29 protein-coding genes and 1 pseudogene are annotated in these 25,807 nt (G+C 39.4%); 15 read left to right on the forward strand and 15 right to left on the reverse strand.

What is annotated here, in order from left to right; translation table 11 throughout:
• Positions 1 to 10: 10 nt before the first annotated feature.
• From HCB49_RS13315 to HCB49_RS13335, 5 genes are read left to right on the forward strand one after another with little or no spacing between them, the layout of a single operon-like run.
• Positions 11 to 1,399, forward strand: coding sequence for a bifunctional metallophosphatase/5'-nucleotidase (locus HCB49_RS13315; RefSeq protein ID WP_185605215.1), 1,389 nt, complete (start codon positions 11 to 13; stop codon positions 1,397 to 1,399).
• Positions 1,396 to 1,671: a YutD family protein gene (locus tag HCB49_RS13320; RefSeq protein WP_003722426.1), complete on the forward strand. Its 276-nt coding sequence runs from the start codon at positions 1,396 to 1,398 to the stop codon at positions 1,669 to 1,671. Before HCB49_RS13315 ends, HCB49_RS13320 begins: the two co-directional genes overlap by 4 nt.
• A gap of 19 nt (positions 1,672 to 1,690) precedes the next feature.
• Entirely contained in the window at positions 1,691 to 2,458 is a 768-nt protein-coding gene (locus HCB49_RS13325) for a TIGR01457 family HAD-type hydrolase (RefSeq protein ID WP_149043260.1), read from the forward strand.
• Between the two features lie 48 nt (positions 2,459 to 2,506).
• Complete coding sequence (locus HCB49_RS13330) at positions 2,507 to 2,950, forward strand: GNAT family N-acetyltransferase (RefSeq protein ID WP_008948651.1); 444 nt, start codon at positions 2,507 to 2,509, stop codon at positions 2,948 to 2,950.
• A gap of 35 nt (positions 2,951 to 2,985) precedes the next feature.
• Positions 2,986 to 4,296, forward strand: a complete 1,311-nt coding sequence (locus HCB49_RS13335) for a hemolysin family protein (RefSeq protein ID WP_185605216.1) — start codon at positions 2,986 to 2,988, stop codon at positions 4,294 to 4,296.
• A 23-nt stretch (positions 4,297 to 4,319) separates the two neighbouring features.
• Here HCB49_RS13335 and HCB49_RS13340 read toward each other — a convergent pair whose 3' ends face one another.
• From HCB49_RS13340 to HCB49_RS13350, 3 genes are all read right to left on the reverse strand, one after another.
• The gene (locus tag HCB49_RS13340; protein WP_003722422.1) at positions 4,320 to 4,820 is read right to left on the reverse strand and encodes a phosphatidylglycerophosphatase A family protein; all 501 of its coding nucleotides are present in this window, start codon (positions 4,818 to 4,820) and stop codon (positions 4,320 to 4,322) included.
• 112 nt (positions 4,821 to 4,932) lie between these two features.
• Complete coding sequence (locus tag HCB49_RS13345; protein ID WP_003725591.1) at positions 4,933 to 5,169, reverse strand: NifU family protein; 237 nt, start codon at positions 5,167 to 5,169, stop codon at positions 4,933 to 4,935.
• 173 nt (positions 5,170 to 5,342) lie between these two features.
• The gene (locus HCB49_RS13350) at positions 5,343 to 7,757 is read right to left on the reverse strand and encodes a MucBP domain-containing protein (protein WP_185605217.1); all 2,415 of its coding nucleotides are present in this window, start codon (positions 7,755 to 7,757) and stop codon (positions 5,343 to 5,345) included.
• 447 nt (positions 7,758 to 8,204) lie between these two features.
• On the opposite strand from HCB49_RS13350, the pseudogene HCB49_RS14400 reads away from it, so the two are divergent.
• From HCB49_RS14400 to HCB49_RS13365, 4 genes and pseudogenes are all read left to right on the forward strand, one after another.
• Positions 8,205 to 8,351 (forward strand): annotated as a pseudogene (locus tag HCB49_RS14400) (hypothetical protein); the annotation flags it as partial.
• A gap of 18 nt (positions 8,352 to 8,369) precedes the next feature.
• Positions 8,370 to 8,552 (forward strand): hypothetical protein, encoded by a 183-nt coding sequence (locus HCB49_RS13355; protein ID WP_185605236.1) that lies wholly within the window; start codon positions 8,370 to 8,372, stop codon positions 8,550 to 8,552.
• Positions 8,553 to 8,792: 240 nt separating this feature from the next.
• The gene (locus HCB49_RS13360; protein WP_185605237.1) at positions 8,793 to 9,119 is read left to right on the forward strand and encodes a YuzD family protein; all 327 of its coding nucleotides are present in this window, start codon (positions 8,793 to 8,795) and stop codon (positions 9,117 to 9,119) included.
• A 21-nt stretch (positions 9,120 to 9,140) separates the two neighbouring features.
• The gene (locus tag HCB49_RS13365) at positions 9,141 to 9,374 is read left to right on the forward strand and encodes a YuzB family protein (protein ID WP_003722418.1); all 234 of its coding nucleotides are present in this window, start codon (positions 9,141 to 9,143) and stop codon (positions 9,372 to 9,374) included.
• A 45-nt stretch (positions 9,375 to 9,419) separates the two neighbouring features.
• On the opposite strand, the gene HCB49_RS13370 is transcribed toward HCB49_RS13365, so the two are convergent.
• Both HCB49_RS13370 and HCB49_RS13375 read right to left on the reverse strand, forming a co-directional pair.
• Positions 9,420 to 10,049, reverse strand: coding sequence for an SDR family oxidoreductase (locus HCB49_RS13370; RefSeq protein ID WP_185605218.1), 630 nt, complete (start codon positions 10,047 to 10,049; stop codon positions 9,420 to 9,422).
• Between the two features lie 87 nt (positions 10,050 to 10,136).
• Positions 10,137 to 11,132 (reverse strand): NAD(P)/FAD-dependent oxidoreductase, encoded by a 996-nt coding sequence (locus HCB49_RS13375; protein ID WP_185605219.1) that lies wholly within the window; start codon positions 11,130 to 11,132, stop codon positions 10,137 to 10,139.
• Positions 11,133 to 11,581: 449 nt separating this feature from the next.
• On the opposite strand from HCB49_RS13375, the gene HCB49_RS13380 reads away from it, so the two are divergent.
• From HCB49_RS13380 to HCB49_RS13390, 3 genes are all read left to right on the forward strand, one after another.
• A complete protein-coding gene (locus tag HCB49_RS13380; protein ID WP_185404197.1) occupies positions 11,582 to 12,793 on the forward strand; it encodes an NAD(P)/FAD-dependent oxidoreductase in 1,212 nt (403 codons plus the stop codon).
• 84 nt (positions 12,794 to 12,877) lie between these two features.
• A complete protein-coding gene (locus HCB49_RS13385) occupies positions 12,878 to 13,699 on the forward strand; it encodes a YwqG family protein (protein ID WP_185605220.1) in 822 nt (273 codons plus the stop codon).
• Positions 13,700 to 13,738: 39 nt separating this feature from the next.
• Positions 13,739 to 14,557 (forward strand): YwqG family protein, encoded by an 819-nt coding sequence (locus HCB49_RS13390; RefSeq protein ID WP_185605221.1) that lies wholly within the window; start codon positions 13,739 to 13,741, stop codon positions 14,555 to 14,557.
• Positions 14,558 to 14,593: 36 nt separating this feature from the next.
• Here HCB49_RS13390 and HCB49_RS13395 read toward each other — a convergent pair whose 3' ends face one another.
• Positions 14,594 to 15,820 carry a chloride channel protein gene (locus HCB49_RS13395; protein ID WP_185605222.1) on the reverse strand — a complete coding sequence of 409 codons (1,227 nt, stop codon included), beginning with the start codon at positions 15,818 to 15,820 and terminating at the stop codon, positions 14,594 to 14,596.
• Between the two features lie 111 nt (positions 15,821 to 15,931).
• Entirely contained in the window at positions 15,932 to 16,405 is a 474-nt protein-coding gene (locus HCB49_RS13400) for a divergent PAP2 family protein (protein WP_003730415.1), read from the reverse strand.
• Positions 16,406 to 16,532: 127 nt separating this feature from the next.
• On the opposite strand from HCB49_RS13400, the gene menI reads away from it, so the two are divergent.
• Positions 16,533 to 16,904 carry a 1,4-dihydroxy-2-naphthoyl-CoA hydrolase MenI gene (menI, locus tag HCB49_RS13405; protein ID WP_185481052.1) on the forward strand — a complete coding sequence of 124 codons (372 nt, stop codon included), beginning with the start codon at positions 16,533 to 16,535 and terminating at the stop codon, positions 16,902 to 16,904.
• A gap of 44 nt (positions 16,905 to 16,948) precedes the next feature.
• Here menI and mnhG read toward each other — a convergent pair whose 3' ends face one another.
• The 8 genes from mnhG to HCB49_RS13445 all read right to left on the reverse strand — a co-directional run bounded on the left by mnhG (position 16,949) and on the right by HCB49_RS13445 (position 24,561).
• Positions 16,949 to 17,542 carry a monovalent cation/H(+) antiporter subunit G gene (gene mnhG / locus HCB49_RS13410; protein ID WP_185481051.1) on the reverse strand — a complete coding sequence of 198 codons (594 nt, stop codon included), beginning with the start codon at positions 17,540 to 17,542 and terminating at the stop codon, positions 16,949 to 16,951.
• Positions 17,526 to 17,813, reverse strand: coding sequence for a Na(+)/H(+) antiporter subunit F1 (locus tag HCB49_RS13415; protein ID WP_003722409.1), 288 nt, complete (start codon positions 17,811 to 17,813; stop codon positions 17,526 to 17,528). The genes mnhG and HCB49_RS13415 overlap by 17 nt, the downstream gene beginning before the upstream one ends.
• Positions 17,810 to 18,289, reverse strand: coding sequence for a Na+/H+ antiporter subunit E (locus HCB49_RS13420; RefSeq protein WP_003722408.1), 480 nt, complete (start codon positions 18,287 to 18,289; stop codon positions 17,810 to 17,812). Before HCB49_RS13420 ends, HCB49_RS13415 begins: the two co-directional genes overlap by 4 nt.
• Positions 18,290 to 18,295: 6 nt before the next feature.
• On the reverse strand, positions 18,296 to 19,780 hold the full coding sequence (locus tag HCB49_RS13425; protein WP_077323808.1) for a Na+/H+ antiporter subunit D: 1,485 nt from the start codon (positions 19,778 to 19,780) through the stop codon (positions 18,296 to 18,298).
• Entirely contained in the window at positions 19,773 to 20,120 is a 348-nt protein-coding gene (locus tag HCB49_RS13430) for a Na(+)/H(+) antiporter subunit C (protein WP_003763750.1), read from the reverse strand. Before HCB49_RS13430 ends, HCB49_RS13425 begins: the two co-directional genes overlap by 8 nt.
• A complete protein-coding gene (locus HCB49_RS13435; RefSeq protein WP_003769105.1) occupies positions 20,120 to 20,545 on the reverse strand; it encodes a Na(+)/H(+) antiporter subunit B in 426 nt (141 codons plus the stop codon). The genes HCB49_RS13430 and HCB49_RS13435 overlap by 1 nt, the downstream gene beginning before the upstream one ends.
• Positions 20,529 to 22,937, reverse strand: a complete 2,409-nt coding sequence (locus HCB49_RS13440; RefSeq protein WP_185605223.1) for a Na+/H+ antiporter subunit A — start codon at positions 22,935 to 22,937, stop codon at positions 20,529 to 20,531. The genes HCB49_RS13435 and HCB49_RS13440 overlap by 17 nt, the downstream gene beginning before the upstream one ends.
• Before the next feature lie 343 nt (positions 22,938 to 23,280).
• Positions 23,281 to 24,561, reverse strand: coding sequence for a lmo2377 family MFS transporter (locus tag HCB49_RS13445; RefSeq protein ID WP_514130489.1), 1,281 nt, complete (start codon positions 24,559 to 24,561; stop codon positions 23,281 to 23,283).
• Positions 24,562 to 24,723: 162 nt separating this feature from the next.
• On the opposite strand from HCB49_RS13445, the gene HCB49_RS13450 reads away from it, so the two are divergent.
• A complete protein-coding gene (locus HCB49_RS13450) occupies positions 24,724 to 25,308 on the forward strand; it encodes a peptidylprolyl isomerase (RefSeq protein ID WP_185605224.1) in 585 nt (194 codons plus the stop codon).
• Between the two features lie 90 nt (positions 25,309 to 25,398).
• Entirely contained in the window at positions 25,399 to 25,794 is a 396-nt protein-coding gene (locus HCB49_RS13455; protein ID WP_185605225.1) for a hypothetical protein, read from the forward strand.
• The last annotated feature ends 13 nt before the right edge of the window (positions 25,795 to 25,807 follow it).

Below are 25,807 nucleotides of genomic sequence, written 5' to 3' on the forward strand. Positions count from 1 at the left end.
GGATGGATTAATGAAACATTTAACTTTATGGCATACGAATGATGTTCATAGTCACTTGGAACATTGGCCACGCATTTTTAATTTCTTAAAAGAGAAAAGGACGACTGCAGAGAAAGAAAATAAGTCGGCACTCTTTTTTGATATTGGCGATTTTATGGACCGGGTTCATCCGCTTACTGAAGGAACGAACGGGCTTGCGAATACGGACTTACTCAACCAGTTGCCGTATGATGCGGTGACTTTTGGTAATAATGAAGGAACGACTTTGGCCCATGAAGACTTGGATAAATTATATGAACATGCGGCGTTTCCAGTAGTTTGCTGTAATTTTTACGCAGATAAAGAACGAACCAAGCAGCCAGACTGGGTGAAATCGATTGTTTATAAAGAAGTAAATCAAATTAAAATTGCTATTATTGGTGCGACCGCGCCGTTTCGGGAATACTATGAAGCGATGGGCTGGGGTGTTGAAGAACCAATCAGCTCGATAAAAAAACAAATGGCTGGTTTGGAAGCAGATACGAACTTGGTTATTTTGCTCAGCCATCTCGGTTTGCCGACGGATGAACGAATTGCCCTTGAAATCCCTGAAATTGATGTGATTTTAGGCGGGCATACGCACCATTTACTCGAAACTGGGAAAGTGGAAGGGAATGCGCTACTTGCTGCGGCGGGAAGATGGGGCGAACATATCGGGAAAATTGATATTGAGCTAGATGACAATAATCAGCTAATCTCGAAAACAGCAACCACATTTAAAACAGAAGATTTGCCGGCTGCTCCAGATGAAGCGACTGAAATTCAAGGTTTCTTCGATAAAGGGCGCGCAGAACTCTCTGAAAAAGTAGTTGCGATTCCCGGGAAGTTAGCGCATAATTGGTTTGATGACTCCGAAATTGCGCACATTTTGAACGAGGCTGTTTGTGAATGGACTGGTTCGGAAACTTTTGTGATGAACGCGGGCATTTTTATGACAGACTTTGAAGCGGGAATTGTAACGGATTTTGATATTCACCAAATGTTGCCGCATCCGCTCAACGCGATTGCTTTAACGATGACTGGCGAGGAGCTCGAGATACTTATTGATGGGATTTACCGAAAAAAAGCAGAACTGCAAGATATTCCGCTTAGAGGATTCGGCTTCCGCGGCGAGTATTTTGGTACCGTTTTGATGGACCGAGCTGGTTTTGACGCGGAAAATCAAGTGGCTCTTTTTGATAATAAACCGATTGATAAAACACGGGAATACCGGATTGCGACGCATGATACGTTTGTATTCGCGCCATTTTTCCCGATAGTGAAGCAAATTAAACGAAAAGAAGTATATACACCGGAATTACTCCGAGATATTTTAAAATGGAAACTTAAAAAAATGTACGGACAGGAGGAAGACAAGTGACGATTACGATTCAAGATTTAAACTACGAGATTATCACCAATTATCGCGATGCTTTTGACGAGGAGAAGTTAAATGAACGGTTTAGCGATATTCTTGGACGATATGATTATATAGTGGGCGACTGGGGTTATGATCAGCTTCGACTGAAAGGCTTTTTCGAAGATGATAACCGCAAAGCCGCGTATGACAACAAGATTAGCACATTGAAAGAATATATTTATGAATACTGCAATTTTGGTTGTGCTTATTTTGTTATTAAAAAAGTAAAATAGTAAATGAGGTAGTTTGGAATTGAAGAATTATAAAGCGTATTTAATTGATTTAGATGGCACGATGTATCGCGGGGCAGAAGTTATTCCTGAGGCGATCATTTTTATCGAAAACTTAAAACGTGCGGGACTTCCGTATTTATTTGTAACAAACAATTCAACAAAAACACCTGGGCAAGTAGCTGAACATTTAACTGGCATGGGAATTCAAGCTGTAAGTGACGATGTTTTCACGACTTCCCAAGCAACCGTACAATTTATGCTAGAACAAAAACGCGAAAAATCGGTTTACGTTATCGGTGAACGTGGAATAAAACAAGAACTAACGGATAATGGATTTGAAATAACTTCTAGTAATCCAGCGTTTGTTGTTGTGGGACTTGACCGAGAAGTTGATTATGAGAAGTTTTCGAAGGCAGCACTTGCGGTTCGCGGTGGCGCAATGTTTATTTCGACAAACGGCGATGCGGCAATTCCAACTGAACGTGGTTTGCTTCCGGGAAATGGTTCGATTACATCGGTTGTTTCCGTGGCCACAGAAACCGCACCAATTTTTATTGGGAAGCCTGAATCGATTATTATGGAGCAAGCACTTGCGAAACTCGGCGTCCAAAAAGACGAAGCGATCATGGTTGGTGATAACTACGAAACCGATATTATGGCGGGAATCAATTATGGCATGGACACCTTAATCGTCCACACCGGCTTTACCTCGAAAGAAGCACTACTTACAAAAGAAATCCAGCCTACATATGCTGTAACAAAGCTAACAGATTGGAAATTTAACTAGAAGAGCGGAATTTTTCTGCTCTTTTTTTAATAAGTGGGAGGTTAGGAAATGGTCTCAATTCAAAAAGTAACCAAAGACAATTTTCACGAAACGGCGAAATTACAAGTGCATCCGCATCAAAAAACATTTGTCGCAGAAAACTGGTATTCCATTATTGAAGCAAGTTTTGAAGAAACGTATCATTCGCTTGTAATTTATGCGGACAATACGCCCGTAGGCTATGCGATGTACGGAAAGGATACGGAAGACGGCGAATTTTGGTTGGTGCGTTTTATGACTGGAAAAGAGCATCAGGGCAAGGGCTACGGCGGTGATGCGTTAGAACAAATTATCGAGATGGTGAAAAACTTACCAGAAAAACCAGCGCGACTACGTTTATCTTATGAGCCAGATAACCATGTTGCGGAGAAATTTTATGCAAAATATGGTTTTGAGAAAACAGGTGAAATTATTGACGGGGAGGCAGTTGCCGACTTGTGGTTCAAACGCTAAAAACGGGTATAGAATGAGGACAAGGAGGATGCAGAATGGACGTTTTTAATGATTTTTTTGTGATATTTTTAATTGCAGCGACCGCGTTTTTCGTGGCAAGTGAATTTGCTATTGTCGCAATTCGAAAACCTACTGTCCTCCAGCTAGTAGCCTCAGAGGACCCACGAGCGAAATATGTAAAAAAAGTTACTTCTAATATGAATGATTATTTGGCTGCCTGTCAGTTAGGGAATACGCTCGCCGCGCTTGCTATGGGGTGGGTTGGTGAAGCGACAATGCGTGGTTGGTTGGAGCCATTATTTTTAATGTTACCAGTGCCAGAATCCGTTGAAAAGCCGATTTCGATTTTTGTTTCGTTTATTTTAATTACGTTCTTAAATGTGGTACTTGGGGAACTTGCACCGAAAACATTTACAATTCAAAGTACGGAAAAAGTAGCGCTGTTTATCGCGCGTCCGCTTGTTTATTGGTATCGCCTTACTTTTCCACTCAATTGGTTGTTAAATAACTCGGCGAATTTAATTACGCGGATGTTTGGGGTAAAGCAAACGGTTGATGCGGACCAAATGACACCGACCGAACTTAAAATCATTTTTGAAGATAGCTATAGACAAGGGCTTTTGAATCCACAAGAATTTCGCTATATGAAAAATATTTTTAAACTTGGCGATGTGCCCGCGAAAGAAGTGATGATACCGCGAATGTCGGTGATTGCGATTGACCAAACGGCGACAGTGCGAGATTTATTGAAATTAACTTCTGAGCATACATATCATATTTTTCCAGTAACAGAAGATGAGGATAAGGATCATATTATCGGGATGCTCCGGGTCAGCGCGGTCATGGCGGGACTTGGAAAAGATGAAGCGATTGTGACGCAGTCGATTAAACCTTTTATTACGCCGATTTTAGAGGTGTTTGAAGGGACTATTTTAGAAGAATTACTTGTGAAAATGCAGCAAGAAAGCGAGCCGTTTGTTGTTTTGACGGATGAATATGGCGGGACTTCGGGAATTGTGACGCTGGAAGATGTCATGGAAGTAATTGTAGGTGATATGGAAGAAGCGAAAGGGCCAAAAGGGATCCGCAAAGTCGCATTAAATCATTTTATTATTGAAGGGTCTGAGCCGCTTCTGGAAGTGGAGGAAGCGCTTGGGGTTCCGATTGAAGGGCCGGGTGTTCATACGTTATCGGGGTGGATGCTGCTCGAACGGTTTGATTTAGAGGCGGGCGACGAGATAGAGCATGAGGGGTATCGATTCATTGTGCGCTCAATGAATAAAAACTCGATTCGCCAAGTGGAAGTGAAATTAAGTAAACAAAAACCAGTAAAATCGGAGGAATGACCTCTAGTTTTACTGGTTTTTGTTTAATTTACGATGTCGTCGTGATAGCTATGAGCGAGACGACTTGCGGCAGCTGCAGCGATGGCGCCGACAATGTCATCAAGGAATGTGTGAACGGCGATACCATCATGTTCATTTAGTTTTGCGAGAATGCCGGGTTTTACTTTATCGATATAGCCGTAGTTGGTAAATCCAATCGAGCCATATACGTTGACGATGGAAAGTGCGAGAATCTCATCGACTCCGTACAGCCCTTCATCGGCGCTAATGATATTTTGAAGTGGTTGGACGAGTTCGCCTTTTTCGGCCATGACATCAAGCTGTATACCGGTTAAAACAGCATTTTGAACTTCTCGTTTGCGAAGAACATGCTCGACGTTTTGCCGGCAAATTTCTAATTCTAACCCGGGATGGTATTTTTGTTGTAAAAATAATACAAGTTCAGCGATATCGTCAATTTCTACGCCGCGTTCGATGAGCCAACTGCGCGCTTTTGATTCCAAGGCACTTTGTTTTTCGACCATTTTTCTTACCTCCTTAAAACTGTATGTATATTGTATGATAGACGTTTACAGGATTTCTAAACCTTTTTATACAAAAATAGCGACCGATTGTTTGGCCGCTAAAATATTTGTTTTAAAAAACCTGAACAACTTCTTTAAAACCGATGATTTTTTCTGCTAAAGTTAATTCAATTCCCATTTTTAAAGTCATATCAGAACTGGGGCAAGTCTCGCATGCGCCAAGTAGTTTAATCTTCACGACACCGTCTTGTGTGACTTCGATAAGTTCATAGTCCCCGCCATCACGAACTAAAAACGGACGGAACTTTTTTAAAGCTTTATCAACTTCGGCGTAGCTAATTTCTTCCATAGGATATAGTTCTCCTTTCGTGAGGCAATGTTATATTTTCTATTATAACAGGATATGGGGAAATTTAAAGGAATTAAATTGGGTTTTTCTGAGGTCGAAAGTAGTGGAATATGAAGTAATTACCAAACAAAAACTCTCTTATCCAATTAATAAGAGAGTTTTCGCTGTTTATTTTAACTGTTTTTCTTAGAGATAGAGTAAATTCCTAAGAGAACGAAACATGTACCCATTAATCCGAACAATATACTATCTTGTTGATTATCGCCGGTTTTCGGTAATTTTGTTTGTTTTTTGATTGTAGTTACTTTACTTGCTTTTGGTTTGTTTTCATTGATTTTAATAGGTGTTTTGTTTGTATCTGGTTTTGTATTATTTGGTGTTTTATCCTCTTTTTTAGGATCGTCTTCTTGTTTAGCGTATACAAAGGTGACTGTTTGAGCATCCGTTGTAAATACACCATTAGCGTTGGCTGGTGTGGCTGTTAGCTTCCAACCACTCAAGTTTTTAGCTGTTGCCGCGTAAGATGTATCTAGTTTACCGTTCAATGTATCTGGAGTAGCTAATTCGTTGTCATCCGCGTCGACATATTTCACTGTAACAGGAGCGCCATCCGCTTTTTCGTAAACATAAGTGACGGTTTGATTAGTGTTCGTAAATACGCCATTAGCATTGGCAGGAGTAGTTTTGACTGTCCAACCAGAAAGACTTTTGGCTGTGGATTGGTAAGGAGCGTCGATTTTGCCATTCAGTGTGTCAGAAGTAGCTAGCTCGTTTCCGTCGCCATCGACATATTTCACAGTAACGGGAGCACCGTCTGCTTTTTCATACACATAAGTGACTGTTTGGTTAGTGTTTGTAAATACGCCATTAGCGTTGGCAGGAGACGTTTTGATCGTCCAATCAGTGATGCTTTTGGCTGTAGATTGGTAAGGAGCATCGATTTTGCCGTTCAGTGTGTCAGAAGTAGCTAGTTCGTTGCCATTGCCATCGACATATTTTACAGTAACGGGTGCGCCATCTGCTTTTTCGTATACGTAAGTGACTGTTTGGTTAGTGTTTGTAAATACGCCATTAGCATTGGTAGGTGTAGTATTAACTGTCCAACCTGCGATACTTTTAGCTGTAGATTGGTAAGGAGCATCGATTTTGCCGTTCAGTGTGTCAGAAGTAGCTAGTTCGTTGCCATTGCCATCGACATATTTCACGGTAACGGGTGCACCATCCACTTTTTCGTAAACGTAAGTGACTGCTGTATCACTATCGCCAAAATGTCCTGAAGGTTGGCCTTCAATTTCTTTTAATGTGTAGTTAGTAATTGTTTTTTCTGTTGTTTGATAATTTTCTCCGGATTTACCAGAAATTGTTTCACTTGTAGCTAATTCATTGCCATTTTCATCTTTGTAAAATACGTTTACAGATGAATTGGTTTTTTCGGATACCGTAATTGGTTGTGATACTTTAAGAGAGTAACTAAGCGGTACTCCTTTAGCGGAAGTAGCTGTGAATGTCGCATTGTAAGTCACAGTCTTCGTTCCAATTGGTAAGTTAGAGAAAGAGACTGTTTTATTATCAGCCGATACTGTTCCACTGTCAGAAATGCTGGAAATAGGCATTTTTTTGCCATCAATATCTAAAGTAGGATTATTTGAAACAGCTGTCGCACCTTCTTTAATATTAATAGTTGGAAGTGTGATAGTTTGGCTATTAACTTGTAAACCTTTATAATCTCCAACGACATCCATGCCTTCAAAAAAATCTTTTAACTTACTTAAATCAGTAATGTTATTATTATCAGCGTAAGCAATAGATAATCCTCTTAGTGTATTTAACGAATCAATGGAAGTAAGGTTGTTATTGTTTAAATAAAGGACTTTAAGTTTTTTCATCGTAGCAATTGGAGCTACATTAGTGAACTTGTTGTAACTTAGATTTAAGTTTGTAATGTGATCATTTGCAGTTAATGCTGCTAAATCGCTAATATTATTCCAAGTTACATCTAATTTCTCAAGTGATTTAAGGTTTGCAAATTTTGTGAATTCTTCATTATTGATTTGATGATATGCTGGATCTAACCAAGCATACGAGTTATAAGAAAATGATTTTAAGTTTTCTTTTTCAAGTAAGGGAGTGAAATCAGTGATATAATCCCCGCCTAGTTCTACTTCCTCGAGTGCTGGCATTTCGCCAAGAGCTTTAATGTCATTCAATCCAGTAGTAACACCAACGATTTTTTTCAGATTAGGTAAGTTTTTAATCTGATTTAAATTAGTGATTTCTGTTTGGTTTGAAAAATATAAATTGGTCATGTTGACTGCTTTTTCGAGTCCAGTTAAATCTCTAATTAACCCAGTGACAGGATACCCAGGTGAACTATACATATAGGAAATATCCGCTATAGTAATCGTCTCAAGGTTTGCTTCAGTCAATTCTGTTAAGAACGGATTTCCTACGATATTTTTAAGACCTTCTTTTAAATATGAATCCGGGATATTTACTACATCAGTTGATGCTGCTCGTACATTACTAAAAGGTAAAAATACGGTTGTGATTAAAAATAAAGCTAACATTATTTTTATTGCTTTTTGCATATGTCTAATTTCCTCCTTTTTTTGAATGTATTCGTAATTAGTTATTCGTTAAAACGGACTATTTCAGCAACAAAAATTAGTTGGGAAATGTAGTTTGAAACGAATATACCTCTAAACAAAGTTATAATATCATGTGGGTTCTCGAGAAATCATGGGTTTTTTAAAAGAAATTTATTGGAAATAGAGTGAAGTTCAAAAATTGGACATATTTGTTTTTTAGGGTTTTTTAGGATGGGAATGTAGGTGGGAGAGAGGGTTTGGTTTTGATGGGTGGTGTGGAGAGGGGGTTTTTGAATATATATAGCATATAAATTAGTTGTTAGGTTTTAAAATTTTTTGAAAATATTGAAAGGTGAGTTTTTTGTATGTGTATTTGGGATGTAATTTGCTTTGCTTCGAACGGGCGAATGGGGATGTGGGTTTTCGATAGAGGGTGGATAGAATTTGATGGGGGAGCGCTGTTTGTTTAGTGGGCGCAGTTTACTGGAAGGATTACATGCTCGCTTTGCTCGCATGCATATTTGGCCTGTAATTCGCTTTGCTTCGAACGGGCGAATGGGATTGAGGGTTTTCGATAGATGGTGGATGGATTTTACTTGGAAGGCAAGCTGTTTGTTTGGTGGGCGCAGTTTACTGGAAGGATTACATGCTCGCTACGCTCGCATGTATATTTGGCCTGTAATTCGCTTTGCTTCAAACAGGCCAAACAAAAACACGTTCCTAAGGCTCAGAAAGGAACGTGCTCTTTCAACTGGTAAGGTTGAAAGACAATCGGGTTGCGCGCCCGATTGTTAAAGGGAGTGTTACTTATATGTTGACCGTGAAATCACGGGTACAACCGATAGATGATTTATTATGTTAACACACTACTGCTTTAAAGGTTAGCAATGTATTGGAAATATTATAATATATCTGTAAATTTGTGTCAATTCATATCTTTATAAAAATTCATAAAGTTTAATAGTTATGCTTCATGAAACAGCTTAGTCGCTTTTTGGGGTGGGTTTTTGTACAATGATAATGAGGTGAAGCGTGATGGTAAATGAAGCGAAATTATATGTGTATGGTTCAACGACAATTTGTGCGAGTTGTGTCGGAGCGCCATCCTCGAAGGAAACAGAGGAATGGCTTCGAGCTGCGATTGGTCGGAAGTTTTCTGGGCAGCCGTTTGTGGTGGAGTATGTCGATATTTTTAATCCGCCGACCGAAACGGCTTTAGCGGATATGGCGAATAAAATTGTCGAGGAAGATTATATGTATCCAGTGATTGTGGTCGACGGTGAAATTATCGCGGAAGGCAATCCTCGGTTGAAAGATATTTATCAAGTAATGACCGAACGTGGTTACTTGGCAACAATGTAACAGTTTAGGAGGCAATGGGAAATGAATCCGATTGTGGAATTTTGCGTGAATAATTTGGCGAGTGGGGCGGATGCTGCATTTGCGAAATTAGATGCGGATGATAATTTAGATGTGATTGAATATGATTGTCTGACATATTGTGATTTATGCGCGACGAGTTTGTTTGCTTTAGTGGACGGGGAAGTGGTTCGCGGGGAAACGGCGGAAGAATTGGTTGCGAATATATATACATTTTTGGAAGAAAATCCGTTTTAATATAGAAAAAAGCGATGAGCCTTCATTTGGGCTCATCGCTTTTTATTAGTTAAAAAATTGCTTGATTGGTGTGTCACCGCTTTCGATGGTGTAGGTTTTATAGAAGCTAGTTTTATCAGTTAAAGCTTCACTGATAAAATTGGCAACATCAGCTCGCGGAATATTTGTTGTAGGTTTTCCAGAAACTTCGGCGATTTTACCAGTAGCTGGGTCATCGGAAAGACCAACTGGGCGGATGATTGTGTAATCAAGACCGCTTTGTTTCAATGCTTCATCGGCGGTTTGTTTCGCTTTTAAATAATGGACGAGTGATTCGGGGCCGTTTTCTGGGTTGTCGGCGCCGTACGAACTAACAATGATAAACCGGCGTACACCTTTTTCTTTAGCAGTTTCGATTGCTTTAATGGCTCCGTTTTGGTCAATGTTAATAGTTTCGGAAGCGGGCGTGTGACCACCAGAGCCAGCTGTGAAAATAACTGCTTCAATTTCATCATAGGCATAGTGGAAATCTTTTTTTAAATCGGCGATAATCGGCTTTGCACCAAGTTTTTCAAGCTCGCTTACTTGTTCAGCTTTTCTAACCATCGCTCGGACAAAAAAGCCTTTTTCCATAGCGAGTTTTTCGACTAAAAGACGGCCGATTTTGCCATTTGCGCCAATTACGAGTACATTCATTGCTAATCTCCTCCTAAAAAATATCTACAATGAACTTTTCCCGGTGAGTAAAAAATAAAACCACAAGTCGCCTCGTGGTTTCGGTTGTTATTCGAATAAAGATGTGGAGTGCATTGGTTGCACGCGTGTTTTTGGATCAATGAAATTCATTGCGTTATTAACGGCTGTTGGTGCTTCTCCAAAACCAGTAGCAATTAGTTTCACTTTGCCCTCGTAAGTACAAATATCACCTGCACAATAAATTCCTGGGATGCTCGTTTCCATTTTTGAATTAACGATAATCGAATTGCGCTCTAGCTCTAATCCCCAATTTTTGATGGGACCAAGTGAAGAAACGAAGCCATAGTTAATGATGAAATCGTCAATCTCTAGCGTTTCGGTAGTATCGCCTTTGACTTCTTGCAACGTAATATGCGTTAATTTATCGCCGTTACCGAGTACTTCGGTTGGGATAAATGGTGTTTTAATCGTGATAGATGATTTTTCCAAATTGTTCACGCTATGTTCGTGCGCACGGAACGCATTGCGACGGTGAACGATTGCGACCGAACTTGCCACTTTTTCAAGCATAAGTGCCCAATCAACTGCAGAATCTCCGCCACCACAAACGGCAACGCGGCGCCCTGAAAAACGACTCAAGTCATTAATGAAATAATGAATGTTTGTTCCTTCGTATTGCTCTGCTTCTGGAAGGTCAAGACGTCTTGGTTCGAATGCGCCATTTCCAGCAGTAATAATGATTGCTTTACTATAATGTGTATCTTTCTTCGTGATGATTTCAAATGTGCCATCAACTTGCTTTTCCACGCTTTGGACTGCTTCTTCTAGCGCAATGGTCGGATCAAATGGTTTCATTTGTTGAATCAAATTATTAACAAGTTCCTGTGCGCGAACAGAAGGATAGCCTGGAATATCATAAATATATTTCTCAGGATAAAGCGTGGAAAGTTGTCCACCTAATTGCGGTAAACTTTCTATTATTTTCACACTCGCATTGCGCATTCCGGCATAAAAAGCAGCAAATAGCCCAACCGGTCCACCACCAATGATCGTGATATCATAAATTTTTGTTTTTTCATCCAAAATACATCACCCCCTAGTTCCTAAATTCCCTATGAAATCCCTAAAGTTGCAATAAGCATATTTTAGCATATATTGTTGAAAAAGAATGTTTACGGGATTGCGGGAATGAAAAAATCAGAAAAATGAACTAGACCAATTAAGCCGCAAATAAAAGATTTTTACGAAAATCAAGCCATCACAGAGCTTTATTGTGAAAAAAATCGTATACCACTCGAACCATGCTCCAAAGAAGCTTAACCCCTTGAGTTCGCTTCCTTGAAAATGAAAGTTAAAAAGTCTATGATATAGTTTGTAAGCAGTGAAATAGGGAATATATTGGTACTTACCATTTTCACTTTTTTTATTGTTTGCAGTAGATTTTTAGCGCAATCTACATAGGTGCAGTAAGAAATTCTTAATGCAATTTTTTTTGTGAAGAAAAATATAAGGGAAAGTAGATGTGATAACAGATGAGTAAACCAAAAATTGTCATTCTCGGAGCAGGATACGGGGGACTAAAAACATTACGCAAGCTACAACAAAGAAACTTGGAAGCCGAAATCGTTCTAGTGAATAAGAATGACTACCACCACGAAACGACTTGGTTACATGAAGCAGCAGCTGGAACAATTGAACCAGAAAAATTAATGTATCCATTAGATAAAGTTGTTAACAATACGAAAACGACATTTATCCAAGATACAGTAGTAAAAATTAATAAAGACGAAAAAACAGTCACACTAGATGCAAATGGCGATATCAGCTATGACTATTTATTAATTGGACTTGGGTCAGAAGCAGAAACATTTGGAATCAGTGGTTTGAAAGAATATGCCTTCACTATTACAAGTGTAGAATCCGTTAAAAAAATCCGTGCGCACATTGAAGCGCAATTTGCTAAATGGAAAACAGATCCACGCGATGAATTATTAACAATTATCGTTGGTGGCGCTGGCTTTACTGGAATTGAGTTTCTTGGGGAATTAACTAATCGTATTCCAGAACTAGTGAAACAATATGATGTACCGCGCGAAAAAGTGCGCATTTACTGCATGGAAGCTGCTCCAAAAGTATTACCACAATTTGATGCGAAACTCGTTGATTATGGTGTTGGTGTACTGGAAGATCGCGGCGTAGAATTCCATGTCGGTAAACCAGTCAAAGAAGCTACAGCTGACGGCGTGAAATATGCCGAAAGTGAAAATGAAGTTCGTGAAATCAAAGCAGCAACGATTATTTGGGCTGCGGGCGTTCGCGGAAATAGCGTTATCGAAGCGTCTGGTTTTGAAGCTGGCCGTGGTCGTGTGAAAGTAAACAACAATTTAACCGTTCCAGGCAACGAAGAAATTTTAATTGTTGGTGACTGCTCATTAATCATCAACCCAGCAAACGACCGTCCATTCCCGCCAACTGCTCAAATCGCAATGCAACAAGCCGATGTGGCTGCAGTGAACTTAGCTAAATTAGTTAACGGCGAAACGGACCTACAAGACTTTGTGTATCATGAAAAAGGAACGGTATGCTCTCTAGGCGATAACGATGCAATTGGCGTTGTTTTCGGTAAAAACCTGAAAGGCTATCCAGCTTCCGTTATGAAAAAAGTCATTGATGACCGCGCGCTACTACTTATTGGTGGTTCAGGCGTTCTGGCAAGTAAAGGTAAGTTTAAATTTTATAAATAAGGTTTCTAAAAGCAATATCTGTGAATGCAGATATTGCTTTTTTGTTATGTTATAATGAAGAAAAACTGAAAGAAGGGTACGTCCATGAAACAACTTTTTGAGATACTTCCTAATGAATGGGCAGAGAAATTTTCAAATACAATGAAAGAACGTATTGAGTTGAGTTTTACAAATGAAGACTCATTCTCTTTAGTGCAAAGTAAAGCTGGTGGACGTGGCTATTTGCCGAAAGAACAAGGCTATCCAGTAAATGAAGAAGGCAAGGCACTTTCCTTTTTAGCACAAATAAATTTTGCGGAAATGCCAAAAATGGAACATTATCCTGAGTCTGGCTTACTCGCTTTTTATGTGAATTATCAGAGTGACTTGTATGGTCTTAATTTTGATAATCAAGCAGAGCAAAATGGTTTCCGTGTATTTTTCTTTGAGGATTTAGAAAAAGAGAGCATGACTGCGGAAGAGCAAGATGTTTATTTTGAAGGTATTGATAAAACGAACCTTTATACAGTTGTCAAAGGCGAGTATAAAATAGTTGGTCGAGTAACGAAAGAACTTTTGATGAATGATATTCTAGAGTTTGAAACGGAATTTGGCAGTGGTTTTTATGACATTATGGGACAAATTTTTGGTGATGATGAAGATAAAGCGAATGAGCTATTTGACCTTGCAACATATAGTAGTCAAATTGGCGGTTTTCCATTCTTCACCCAAGAAGATCCGCGAATACGTACAGAAAATTCGTATCATGATACATTGCTGTTCCAATTAGATAGCGAGTACAGTGAAGAGCCAGGTTGCGAAATAAATATAATGTGGGGCATGAGCGGCGTCGGAAACTTCTTTATTAATAAACAGGATTTAATTAATCGGGATTTTTCGAATGTTATTTATAATTGGGATTGTTAAAAAAACATGCTACGTTACAAAAAAGAAAGAAGGTTAATCATGGAAGAACTTTTTGATATACTTCCTAGTGAATGGGCAGAACGATTTTTAGAAACAGAAAAAGAGCGGATAGAATTGCAATTTAAAGATGCAGGGCCGCTGTCATTGCTTCAAAGTAAAGCTGGTGGGCGCGGTTACTTGCCGAAAGAACAAGGCTATCCGGTGACCGAAGAAGGCAAGCCGCTTTCGCTATTAGCGCAAATTAATTTTTCGGAAATGCCACAAATGGAAAACTATCCGGAATTTGGTTTGCTTGCTTTTTACGTAGATTTTCAGGATGATTTATATGGACTTGATTTTGAAAATCCAACGAGTCAAGAAGGTTTTCGGGTGTTTTTCTTTGATGACCTAGGAAGCAAAAGTTTGACTGCAGAAGAACAAGATACCTTTTTTGAAGATGTGGCAAAAAGTGATTTATACCCAGTGGTAAACGGCGAGTTTAAAATTACAGGCCTAGTGTCGGACCAAATACTATTACAAGATAGCTTTGATTTCGAAAATGAATTTGGAAGCACTTTTTATGAGTTAGCAGACCAAATTTTTGCGGAAGATGAAGATAAATCTGAAGCGTTATACCAAATTGGAAAAGACTGCAGTCAACTAGGTGGCTATCCATTCTTCACCCAAGAAGACCCGCGGATGTATTCAGAAAATCCACACCATGACACGCTTTTATTCCAATTAGCATCTGAGGATTTTGATGAGAACAGAATGGCAATTATGTGGGGCGACTGCGGTGTCGGCAACTTCTTTATTAACAAGCAAGATTTAATCAACCGGGACTTTTCCAATATTTTGTATAACTGGGACTGTTCTTGACGAGGAGCAGAAATTCATTACGAATTTCTGCTTTTTTTATGCTCGAACAACTTTTCTAATACTTGTCCACCAATTTTTATTGACGATAAAGGCAGTCAGCAGAATAAACGGGAAGAATTGTAGCGGGAAAATAAACAATAGAATCGACGCAGTTAGAACAGGTTTGCCAACGATTTTCGTACAACAAGCAGTCACAAAAACAGTAATTAAAAATCCAGTCGATCCATCAATCCAATATGTTGCTATGTATCCCATCACAGTACTAGTGAAAATCGCCGGAAAAATCGCACCACCATTCCAACCAGTTGCTAAACAAATTGCGACCAAAACAGGTTTTAATAGTGCGATGATAAGTAAAAAGGGGATTGAAAAATTTTGGACAGTAGTGGTTAATTCAATCAGTTGATGTTCGCCGGAAAATAACATGAATGAGGAAATTATTCCAAATAAACCAATACTCAAACCGCCGATAACCGCTCTGACCATTTTATTTTTAATGACAGAAGCTGCCTTCGCGATATAGACTTGCAATTGCTGGAAATAAACACTAAAGAGCCATCCAAGAATAATCATAGGAATAAAAAGCAAAATAAACCACCAAGACCAACCCATATCAGGTAGCCGAATCGCAAAAATACTCGCAGGCATTTTTAAAAAGGATTTCAGCCAAAGGAAAGATCCGAGTGCGCTAAAAGAAATAAGAAGCGATAACACTAATTTAGAGTTTTTAGGGATTTTCCTCACTTGACTACTTTCATCAATTTCCTCAGCCAGTCCGCTAAACGGAGCGTGGAAAATACTGGAAATAATTGCGCCAACACTCAAACTAACAAGTTCTTCTTTATGCGCCATAGATAATTTTAAATGGTCAATAATCCAAGTCGTGGCACCACCTACAATACCAATCAAAGCAGCTTCCGGACCAACGCTCGCCCCAAATGTTAAAATAATCCAAGCGCTAAGTATCGTAGGAAGCAGAACTTTGCGATATTCCATCCGTCCAGTTTTTTTCGCCTCAGCAACATTGTCATGCATCGACCGCGGATAGTCACCGAGTTTCAGCTGAACCATTCCTACAAAAAAACTACCAATCAAGCCAATTAGTAGAGGATAATACCATGAAAAATCAAACCGATTAGGAAGATAATCCCATAAAAATGTCGTGGCAAAATGAACCATTGCTAAAAATAAAGCGGCAATTATCCCCACTAAGATTCCGAGGATAAACGTATAAACGCCAAAAACGAGAGTTACCTTTTTCACCGAAGTCAGCCCCTTTGTAAAATTCCATTGATAGCATGATTTTCCCTTTAACCTATAGCTGTAAACAACCAACTAACAAAAAAAGCCGACTACAATGAGCCAGCTTTTCGATTACATAAACATTTCTAAAATAAATCCAATCGCAATCCCGGTCAATGCACCAAAGAAAACTTCCATTGGTTTATGGCCGAGTAATTCTTTTAAATGCTTCGTTTTTTCTTCTTGTTCAGGTGCCGCAAGTCCTTTGGCATGTTCCACGAAGTCTTGAAAATCCGTTACTAATTTGTTTAAAACAACAGCCTGTTCGCCGGCTTGTCTTCTAACGCCAGTCGCATCAAACATCACAATGATACCAAATACAACAGCAATCGCGAAATAAGGCGAATCCAATCCGTATTCAATTGCGAGGGTAGTCATTAAGGCAGTCACAGCAGCTGAGTGAGAACTAGGCATGCCACCAGTGGAAAACATTAACCCGACATTGAATTTCCGGTAAACTAAAATATGTATCGGAACCTTTACCACCTGGGCAAAAACTATCGCAATAATAGATGCAATTAATGGTGTATTCGTAAATATCGACATCAAATCTCCCCTGTCAAAAAGTCTACTCTTATTTTACCACAATGAGCTTGTTAAAAACCTTTTCTAGAGTTTTTCCGCTAACTCTTATATAATAAAGTATAAATCAAATCCGGGAAGAAGGGAACTTATGGGATTTCAAGAAACCATTGGTATTGAAATTGTTTCAGTAGAAAAAGGGAAAGCCGTTATCCGATTAGAAATAACAGAAAAAGTCCATCAACCTTTTGGCTATTTGCACGGTGGAGTTTCCGTTGCTTTAGCAGAACATGCGGCTAGTATTGGCGCTGCAAATTCAATTGAAGCTGATGAAATCGTCTTCGGTTTAGAAATTAACGCTAACCATCTAGCATCGAAACAAGCGGGACTCGTGACCGCAACCGCAGAAGCTATTCACCTCGGCAAAAGTACCCAAGTATGGGAAATCAACATTACCGATGAAAACGATAGATTAATCTGTATTAGTAGATGCACGATTGCAGTGAAAAAGAAACGAAAATAAAAAGCATGGCAGAGTTTAAATTACCAACTCGTGCCATGCTTTTTTTATTTTTCTGTTTTATCGTCGTCTGATTCTGATTCACTTTCATCTTGTTCGATGATTTCATGCTCGGAATCATCCGACTGTTCTTCAATCGTTTGTTCCTCGCGTTCACGTTCTTGTTCTTCTTGATCTTCACGCTCATCAATTTTTTCTTCGCGTCGTTCCCATTCCATTCGTTCTTCCAATTCTTCACGCTCTTGACGCGCTTTTTCAATTTGTTCTTGGCGAATAATAAGACTTTTCTTTTTCTTGATATCGTCTTTTTTCACCGAACGCAATTGGTCACGAATTCGAATAGCTAGCGGAACACCAGTATCATAAGCGGCCCGGTTAATTAGGTGAGAAGCTACTGGCGTTGTTAAGAAAATAAACAATACGGCCAGAAGTACTCGCGCATTAAAACCTTCGCCTGAGTGGAAAAAGTAACCAACCGTTGCAAATAGAAGCAAGCTAACGCCAAACGTATTACTAATTCCGGCTGCATGTGTTCTCGTATATACGTCAGGCAACCTGATAACACCAATTGCCGCAAGAATACTAAGCAAACCGCCGATTAAAATCATTACAGAAATAATAATCTCAATTATCACGTTCACGGTCAATCACCTTCCCTTTCTCAATAAATTTGGCAAAGGAAACCGTCCCAATAAATGCCAGAAGCGCAATAAGTAAAATAACATCCAAAAAGGCATGCGTATCATAAAACATCGAAAGTAAAGCAACAATTGCCACCAAGTTCATTCCGATAGAATCCAGCGCCACCACTTTGTCAGAAGTAGTCGGTCCTTTTAAAATACGGTAAAGATATAAGAAGGTTGAAATCGAATAGAGGAGTAAACCTATGGATAAAGCGATTTGAATAATCATCCGTGGAACACCTCCATAATCGCGCCTTCATAAGACTTACGAATCGTCGCAATTTCTTCTTCAATATTTGGAACGTGGAGCGAATGAACATAAATGGCTTTATAATCATCCGAAATATCAATCGAAAGTGTCCCGGGTGTTAATGTAATGAGTAATGCGAGCATCGTTACTTCCCAGTCTGTCTCAAGCGTCGTATCATATCTGAAAATCCCTGGTCGAATGTTCATATCTTTCTTTAATACAATCCGACTTACATGCACCGTAGAAACAATTAAATCATGTAAAAAACGGAAAACCAGTTTGACAAGAGCGAATAACCGAAAAAGATAAAATCTCGATCCTAGGAACCGTCGCATAAAGAATAGCAAGAAAATCCCGATGATAAAGCCAATGATAAATGTTGCAAAGCTAAACGATGACTCCAAAAACATCCACAAACAAGCAAGTATTATATTAAGAATAAGTTGAAAAGCCATCTTTTATCACTCCTTTATCACCGCATGGATATAAACAGAAGGGTCAACAAGTGGGTCAACCGCCTGTTCAATAAACGGATAAATTGCGTTACTAAACACACCATAACCAATCGAAAGCGCAAGTAGAATAACTACCGGCACAAGCATTTTTTTATACGGAATTTGTAAATTGAACACGCCTTTTTTCTCGCCCCAGAAGCCTTTTGTAAAGACTTTGATTAGAGACATAAGGACGAATAAACTGGATAGTAAAATGATAATCCCGCCAACCATTTGGCCAGCTGAGAAAGCTCCTTCAACAATGAGCAGTTTTCCGATAAATCCGCTAAGTGGTGGGATTCCAGCGAGGCCAAGAGTCGCAATAAAGAAAATCCAACCGAGCGAAGGCTTTACGCTCATTAAGCCACTGAATTTTTTCACGCTAGAGTATCCCGTAATCGCCATCACAATCCCAACAATAAGGAAGAGGGCAGCTTTGATAATCATATCATGAATCAAGTAAAACACAGCGCCAGTCATCGATTCGCGTGTCATAATCGAAACACTGAACAAAATGACACCAATCGCAATCATAATATTGTAAATCACAATCGTCTTCATATCATAGTAACTAATTGCTCCAATAACCCCAAGAATAATCGTCACAATCGCGAGAATCCCAAGTAGCGGAACAACAAAGTCCGTTAATGAACTAAAGAAGAGCGTGTACGTCCGAATAATCGCGTAAACCCCAACCTTCGTCAAAAGTCCCCCGAACAAAGCAAGCACCGGAATTGGCGGAGCAAAGTAGGACCCAGGAAGCCAGAAATAAAGCGGGAAAAGACCTGCTTTCAGACCGAATACAAACAAGAACAGAACCGCGACAACGCTTATCATTCCTGTATTTGCACCATTTAAGTCCGTGATTTTTTGCGAAATATCCGCCATGTTAAGCGTTCCAATCATCGAGTAAAGCAGCGCAATCGCCACAACGAAAAATCCAGAGCCAACCACATTAATTAGCAAATATTTAATCGTCGCTTTAAGCTGAACCTGCGTCCCACCGATGACAAGCAATACATAAGACGCCATCAGCATAACTTCAAAAAATACAAACATATTAAAAATATCACCAGTTAAAAACGAACCATTAACCCCAACAATCATAAAGAGAATCGCTGGATAATAAAGAAATTTCTCGCGTGGTTTCCCAATCGTATAAAAAGAATAAAGAATCACGCAGAATAAAACAATACTCGTTGTAGCTGTAAGCAAGACAGCAAGCATATCGCCAACCATCGTAATCCCAAAAGGAGCCGCCCAGTTACCAATATTCACGGTTGTAATCCCATTTTCTCGAATATAAAACACAAGTCCAATCGTTGCCACAACCAAGATGCCACTAAAAATAAGGGCGAATACCCGTTGAACAATGACTCGTTTGGGTAGTAGCATTAACGTAATCGCTCCAAGGAACGGAATCAATATCGGCATTAAAATTATATTATTCATCATCGGCTTCATGTCCTCTCGTCTTGGATACACTCTCGCTATCAAGCTCCTGATACGCTCTATAAGCAAGAACAAGGAAAAAGGCAGTTACACCAAAGCTTATAACAATCGCAGTCAAAATAAGTGCTTGTGGAAGGGGATCGTTGTATGTTCCTGAGCCAGGTGTACCAAGAATCGGCACGCGACCTTTTTTCAGCCCACCCATCGTCAGTACAAGTAAATTGACGCCGTGACTTAGGACAGCCGTTCCAATAATAATTCGTAACAAACTTTTAGAGAGAATTAAGTAGACAGCAGCTGCAAAAATCAAGCCGATTAATATAGACATTAATAGTTCCATCAGTCACTCTCCCCAATCGTTTGAATTATCGTAAGTGTTACACCGACAACAACTAAGTAAACCCCAAGATCAAACAAAGTCGCCGTGTGTAACGCGGTATCTCCTAAAATTGGCAAATCAACATGACCAAATTTATGTGTTAAGAAAGGATCTCCCGTGAAAATCCCAATCATCCCAGTACCTAGAGCGAAAACAAGACCGACTCCAGTGAGCATAATCGTATTAATATTAAGCATACTAGCAACTGTTTTTGTATCATAAGCAAGTAGTGTTAATGTAATCGCGCCAGCCGTTGTAAGTCCGGCCACAAATCCGCCACCAGGATTATAGTGTCCTGCAAAGAATAAATGGAGCGAGAATAAGAAAATAATGAAAGCTACTACTTTCGTTACATTTCTCAGTAGAACGTCATTCGTTTTCATCATTCTCACCTCGTTTCGTCAGTCGTAATTTAATCATCGCGTAAATACCAATCGCCGCAATTGAAAGTACAGCCGTTTCGAACATCGTATCAAAGCCACGGAAATCAACTAAGATAACATTAACAATATTTCGTCCCGCCGCTTCCACGTAAGCATTATCCACATAGTATTTCGAAATCGAATCGTAAAAAGTTGTATTATACGCTGAAAGGGAAACTAGCGTGATAATCACACCAACCCCGATACTCAAAAATGTCTTCATTGATAACCATTTCGGCTTTTCCTCAATATTACTGAACTGAGGAAGGTGATAAAACACAAGTAGATAAAGCACAACTGAAATAGTTTCAATAATAAGCTGCGTTAAAGCAAGGTCAGGGGCTCTAGAGATAACGAAGAAAATACTAATCGTGTAACCCATCGCTCCCAGTAAAATAATCGAAGTAATCCGCGACTTGGAAAAGACAATCCCAACCAATGTCACTAAAATAACTGCCGCTAAAACAAAATCAACAACCGTCACTTTCGTCATACTCGAAAAATTGAAATCAAGTGCTTGCGTGAAAATCATGACCGAAGCCATCATTAAAATAAAGGCAGATAACATGTAATTCAAGTAAGTCCGTAGCCAACCAGTCATAATAAACATCGTCATCCGGTACGAACCTTGTTCCAAATAATACATCCCATTATCATACGTTTTCCCAATTCGTAGTGCTTTTGGAACCTTAGTCGTAATCCAAGGTTTCCAGTATTTATGTGTAAGAAACAAGACAATCCCCACCGCAACAACGCCAAACGTCATTAATAGGGCTGGCGTAAATCCGTGCCATAAACTAATATGAATCGAAAAATCAGTAGAAAGTCCAGGAACAATTGCCCTTACAGCAGGTTCCAAAATCGGCTCTGCAATTAAATTAGGGAAAAGACCAATCCCAACCACAAAAATCGATAAAATAATCGGTGGTAGAAGCAGTCCAAATGGCGCTTCATGTGGTTTTTTCGGTAATAAGTAAGGTTTTGCTTTTCCAGTAAATGTTTTGAAGAAAATAATCATGCTATAAACAAACGTAAACACGCTGGCAACCCAAGCTACAACAGGAAGTAGAACGCCCCAAGTGCTTGCATCAAACAATTGCAATTGCGTAATATTGACCATACTTTCAAAAAACATTTCTTTACTTAAAAAGCCGTTAAAAGGTGGAATCCCGGCCATCGCGAACGTTCCAATAAATGCAATCGTCGCTGTAATAGGCATAATTCGCATTAAACCACCAAGCCGTCTAATATCCCGCGTACCAGTTTCGTGATCGACAATCCCAACCATCATAAACAAGCTACCTTTAAATGTCGCGTGATTAAATAGATGGAACACAGCCGCCACAATCGCCATCACATAAATATCATCACTCAGCGTATCAAAGTGAAGCGAGGCAGCCCCGACACCAAGAAGCGCCATAATGAGGCCGAGCTGACTAATCGTCGAGTAAGCTAAAATCGCTTTTAAATCATTTTTCTTCGTAGCATTAAGTGAGCCCCAGAATAGGGTCGTAATCCCAACGAGTGAAACTGTCCAGAACCAGACACCCGAACTCGCGAATAGTGGCGTAAACCGAGCCACTATGTAAATCCCAGCTTTAACCATCGTAGCCGAGTGAAGATAGGCACTAACCGGAGTAGGTGCTTCCATCGCATCCGGGAGCCAAATATGAAACGGAACTTGCGCAGATTTCGTAAATGCACCAAGCAAGACAAGAATCATCGCTGGAATGAATAAACTATTATTACTAATCACATCCGCATCACGAATAATTGCGCGAATCGAAAAAGAATCACTCATAATATGCAGCAAAATAAATCCGCCAAGCATCATTAATCCGCCGAAAACCGTAATCATCATTGACTTACGAGCCCCGTAACGCGAACGCTCACGATGATACCAATATCCAATCAATAAGAACGAACTAATCGAAGTCAGTTCCCAGAAAAGATACAGCACAATCAAGTTGTCACTCAAGACAACCCCAAGCATTGCCGTCATAAAAATAAATAAAAATGTATAGAAATTGCTAAGTCGTTCTTTCTTTTTCCCTAAATAATAAATGGAGTAAAAGGTAACGAGCGAACCAATCCCAGTAATAAGTAGCGCAAACAGCAAACTAAGCCCATCTACCACTACTGTAAAATTAATCCCAAGTCGCGGAATCCAAGGCATAGAAACAACCGTAGCCCCGTCCATCGTTTTTGGAATAAATGTTAAGAAGTAAATAAACAAAATCACTGGAATTGGAAGTACTAACCAGCCAGTATGAACTTGTTTCGTCCACCGGTAAAAAAGTGGAATTAGCAGCGCCACGATAAATGGCAGAACAATTGCTAGATGAAGAAATGACAAAATCGGCTCCTCCTCGAAGAATTTTTATACGGAAACTCATCCTGGAAATGTGAAAATAAAAACAGGAAACCATTATTTTTTAAGCAAGTACTTACATTTAATGAAACATAGCCGTAACTAAAACTTTAGAAAATCAAGCTAACTCATTAAATTTCAACAACCTTACTATTCACGAGTACCCAAATAAACGCCGTACTTTTATATTTTTTATTATAACATACTTTTTTATCTGAAAAAAAGGCAAGAAACTTAACTTTATAAATCAATTTACGGAAATTTAAAAAACAATTAAATAGGAAGAACAAAAAAACAAACCCAAGAAAAATCTCAGGTTTGAGAAAGTTTAATCGACGTTCACATGTCGTTTTCGATCGGAATGAAGCGCATAAAGTAAAATGAAAAACGCCACGAGAAACATAAAACTCATAAACAAGAAAACGCTTGGGATTCCTGTGAAACCAGCGAGCGTTCCACCAAGAATTGGCCCAATCACATTTCCTAGAAAACGAGCGCTTTGGTTGTAACCTAGCATCTCACCCTGCATAACTCCAGGAGCGGCAAGCCGAATATACGCCGTCGTACATGGCACCATCCCGCCAATCGCGATTCCGAATAAAAAGCGGAAGAAGATAAATACCCAAAGATTCGTCGCGAAAGCTTGCGGAATGACAAAAACTGCTGCCATAATCAACAAGATATTCAGTATTTTCTCATACCCATATTTATCGCCAAGTTGTCCCCATTTTCGCGTCATCACTAAATTCCCAAAACCCGTTGCAGAAAAAGCCAGCCCCGACAAAAACGCAATATTATCCGAATTTGTCATATCACCAACGTAAAGCGCAAGTAATGGTTGAACACTAAAGTTAGCAATTTGTATTAACGCAGTAATGACCATCACCGTAAACAGAACTCGTAGCGTAAAAATTTGTTTCAATACCGCCCGACGAGAATAGACCACTTTGGCCGCTTCTTTTTGTTCCTCGGTCCGAATTTCTTTGACACCAAAAGCGACAATCAAAGCCGCGACCATCATCGCAATCCCAGTAATCGTAAAGGTATCCTTAAAACCGAATAAATCCGCCATCGCGCCACCAATCAGTGGACCGAAAAGCATACCTGTCACACCGCCGAGTTGCAAAGTACCGAGAATTTTCCCAGCTTCATTCCGAGGCGTTTGCCGTGCAATAAACGCATTACTAACACCGATAAAGCCAGTTACAACCCCCATAAAAATCCGCAAAATTAGCAAGTAAGTGACAGAATGCGCAAATCCCATCAAAAAAATACAAACTGATAAACCGACTGAAGTCAGTATCAAAATCCCTTTATAACCATGCTTATCACCAATCCGCCCCCAAATCGGCGAAAAGATAAAGGCAATTAAAAATGTTACGCCAAAAATATAGCCGGCCCATCTTTGCACATACGCATTGCTGTAATCACCAAAAGTTTCGATGTAGAGAGATAAAAACGGCATAATCATTGTCATACTGGCTGACATCAACAAGTTTGCCAGCATTAAGATGTACAAATTCCGTGTTCGAGTTGTCATAAAAGAATCATCTCTATTCGTATTATTGTTAAAACTGTCCTTTTCATTATAGAATAAAAGGTAGCGAATGAAAAATAAAGTGAAGGATGTGCATTTTTGGTTAAAAAAATTGTCATTTGGGTTTCAGCTGTTATACTAGTACTGTATCTGATTGCTGTCGTTGTTAATTTACTTATTATTTGGCTACGTTAGTAAACAATAAATTTAAACAAAAGAAGGAGTTTTTACAATATGACTTACCCACAATTATCAAAAGAAGTGGCACCTAACGAAATCGAAGCAGAAATGATTACAAACCGAGGAACTATCCGCATCAAATTGTTCCCTGAAATCGCACCAAAAACAGTAGAAAACTTTGTTACACACTCCAAAAACGGCTACTATGATGGCCTTATTTTCCACCGTGTTATCCCTGAATTCATGATCCAAGGTGGCGACCCAGATGGCCGCGGTACTGGTGGTGAAAGCATTTGGGGCGAATCTTTTGAAGATGAATTCTCTACAGAAGCTTTCAACTTACGCGGAGCTCTATCCATGGCAAACGCTGGTCCAAACACAAACGGCAGCCAATTCTTCATCGTTCAAAAACCAGATATGCCTACTGACATGCTTGGCCAAATGGAACAAGCTGGCTTCCCAGTAGAAGTTATCGAAGCCTACAAACAAGGCGGAACACCATGGTTAGACGGACGCCATACAGTTTTCGGTCACGTAATCGAAGGCATGGACGTAGTAGACGAAATCGCCAACCTACCAACTGGCATGCAAGACAAACCAGTGAATGACGTTGTGATTGAGAAGATTAATATTAAGTAATGAATTGAGAGCACTTTTCCCAAAATAGGAAAGTGCTCTTTTCTAAGGCCTAAACAACTAAAAATGATTACAGATAGGGGACTTATATCCGTGGAAAATTCCCACCCAATAAAAATCAACAACCAACTAATCTACGGCAGAGACAAAACATGGCTTATCTGCTTACATCAAACACCTGAACAACTCACGCTATCCGTAGAAATTGATCTCGAAGAAGAAAGCATCCTCCTAAAGATGATTTTTAAAGACCTTATTTTCTATTCATCAACCGAACTTGATACCTACGAAAAAAGTAAATGGAGTTCAAGTTGGTTAAAAAGCCAAAGCAATTTTGAAATAATCGAGGACTCTGATTTAATAAACGAACGAGTAAAAATAAGAAGTGATTACAACAGCCAAGACTTCACCCATTACCGAATCAGCACATACGATCATATTATCGATGTAATAAGCAAAAGTTATCAGCTAGAAGAAGCAAATAAATAACAAAAAACAAGTT

Origin of the sequence: Listeria cossartiae subsp. cayugensis (assembly GCF_014229095.1) — a bacterium.
In the GTDB taxonomy this organism is placed as follows: Bacteria; Bacillota; Bacilli; order Lactobacillales; family Listeriaceae; genus Listeria; species Listeria cayugensis.

Coding starts and splice junctions, on each gene's coding strand:
- HCB49_RS13365 (WP_003722418.1), top strand. CDS start 9,141: ATGAATCCGATTGTGGAATTTTGCGTGAATAATTTGGCGAGTGGGGCG.
- HCB49_RS13430 (WP_003763750.1), bottom strand. CDS start 20,120: ATGGAACTATTAATGTCTATATTAATCGGCTTGATTTTTGCAGCTGCT.
- HCB49_RS13350 (WP_185605217.1), bottom strand. CDS start 7,757: ATGCAAAAAGCAATAAAAATAATGTTAGCTTTATTTTTAATCACAACC.
- HCB49_RS13385 (WP_185605220.1), top strand. CDS start 12,878: ATGAAACAACTTTTTGAGATACTTCCTAATGAATGGGCAGAGAAATTT.
- HCB49_RS13370 (WP_185605218.1), bottom strand. CDS start 10,049: ATGAATGTACTCGTAATTGGCGCAAATGGCAAAATCGGCCGTCTTTTA.
- HCB49_RS13315 (WP_185605215.1), top strand. CDS start 11: ATGAAACATTTAACTTTATGGCATACGAATGATGTTCATAGTCACTTG.
- HCB49_RS13380 (WP_185404197.1), top strand. CDS start 11,582: ATGAGTAAACCAAAAATTGTCATTCTCGGAGCAGGATACGGGGGACTA.
- HCB49_RS13435 (WP_003769105.1), bottom strand. CDS start 20,545: ATGATGAAAACGAATGACGTTCTACTGAGAAATGTAACGAAAGTAGTA.
- HCB49_RS13400 (WP_003730415.1), bottom strand. CDS start 16,405: ATGTCGATATTTACGAATACACCATTAATTGCATCTATTATTGCGATA.
- HCB49_RS13415 (WP_003722409.1), bottom strand. CDS start 17,813: ATGATTATTCAAATCGCTTTATCCATAGGTTTACTCCTCTATTCGATT.
- HCB49_RS13425 (WP_077323808.1), bottom strand. CDS start 19,780: ATGAATAATATAATTTTAATGCCGATATTGATTCCGTTCCTTGGAGCG.
- HCB49_RS13420 (WP_003722408.1), bottom strand. CDS start 18,289: ATGGCTTTTCAACTTATTCTTAATATAATACTTGCTTGTTTGTGGATG.
- HCB49_RS13335 (WP_185605216.1), top strand. CDS start 2,986: ATGGACGTTTTTAATGATTTTTTTGTGATATTTTTAATTGCAGCGACC.
- HCB49_RS13360 (WP_185605237.1), top strand. CDS start 8,793: ATGGTAAATGAAGCGAAATTATATGTGTATGGTTCAACGACAATTTGT.
- HCB49_RS13345 (WP_003725591.1), bottom strand. CDS start 5,169: ATGGAAGAAATTAGCTACGCCGAAGTTGATAAAGCTTTAAAAAAGTTC.
- HCB49_RS13390 (WP_185605221.1), top strand. CDS start 13,739: ATGGAAGAACTTTTTGATATACTTCCTAGTGAATGGGCAGAACGATTT.
- HCB49_RS13450 (WP_185605224.1), top strand. CDS start 24,724: ATGACTTACCCACAATTATCAAAAGAAGTGGCACCTAACGAAATCGAA.
- HCB49_RS13330 (WP_008948651.1), top strand. CDS start 2,507: ATGGTCTCAATTCAAAAAGTAACCAAAGACAATTTTCACGAAACGGCG.
- HCB49_RS13340 (WP_003722422.1), bottom strand. CDS start 4,820: ATGGTCGAAAAACAAAGTGCCTTGGAATCAAAAGCGCGCAGTTGGCTC.
- menI (WP_185481052.1), top strand. CDS start 16,533: ATGGGATTTCAAGAAACCATTGGTATTGAAATTGTTTCAGTAGAAAAA.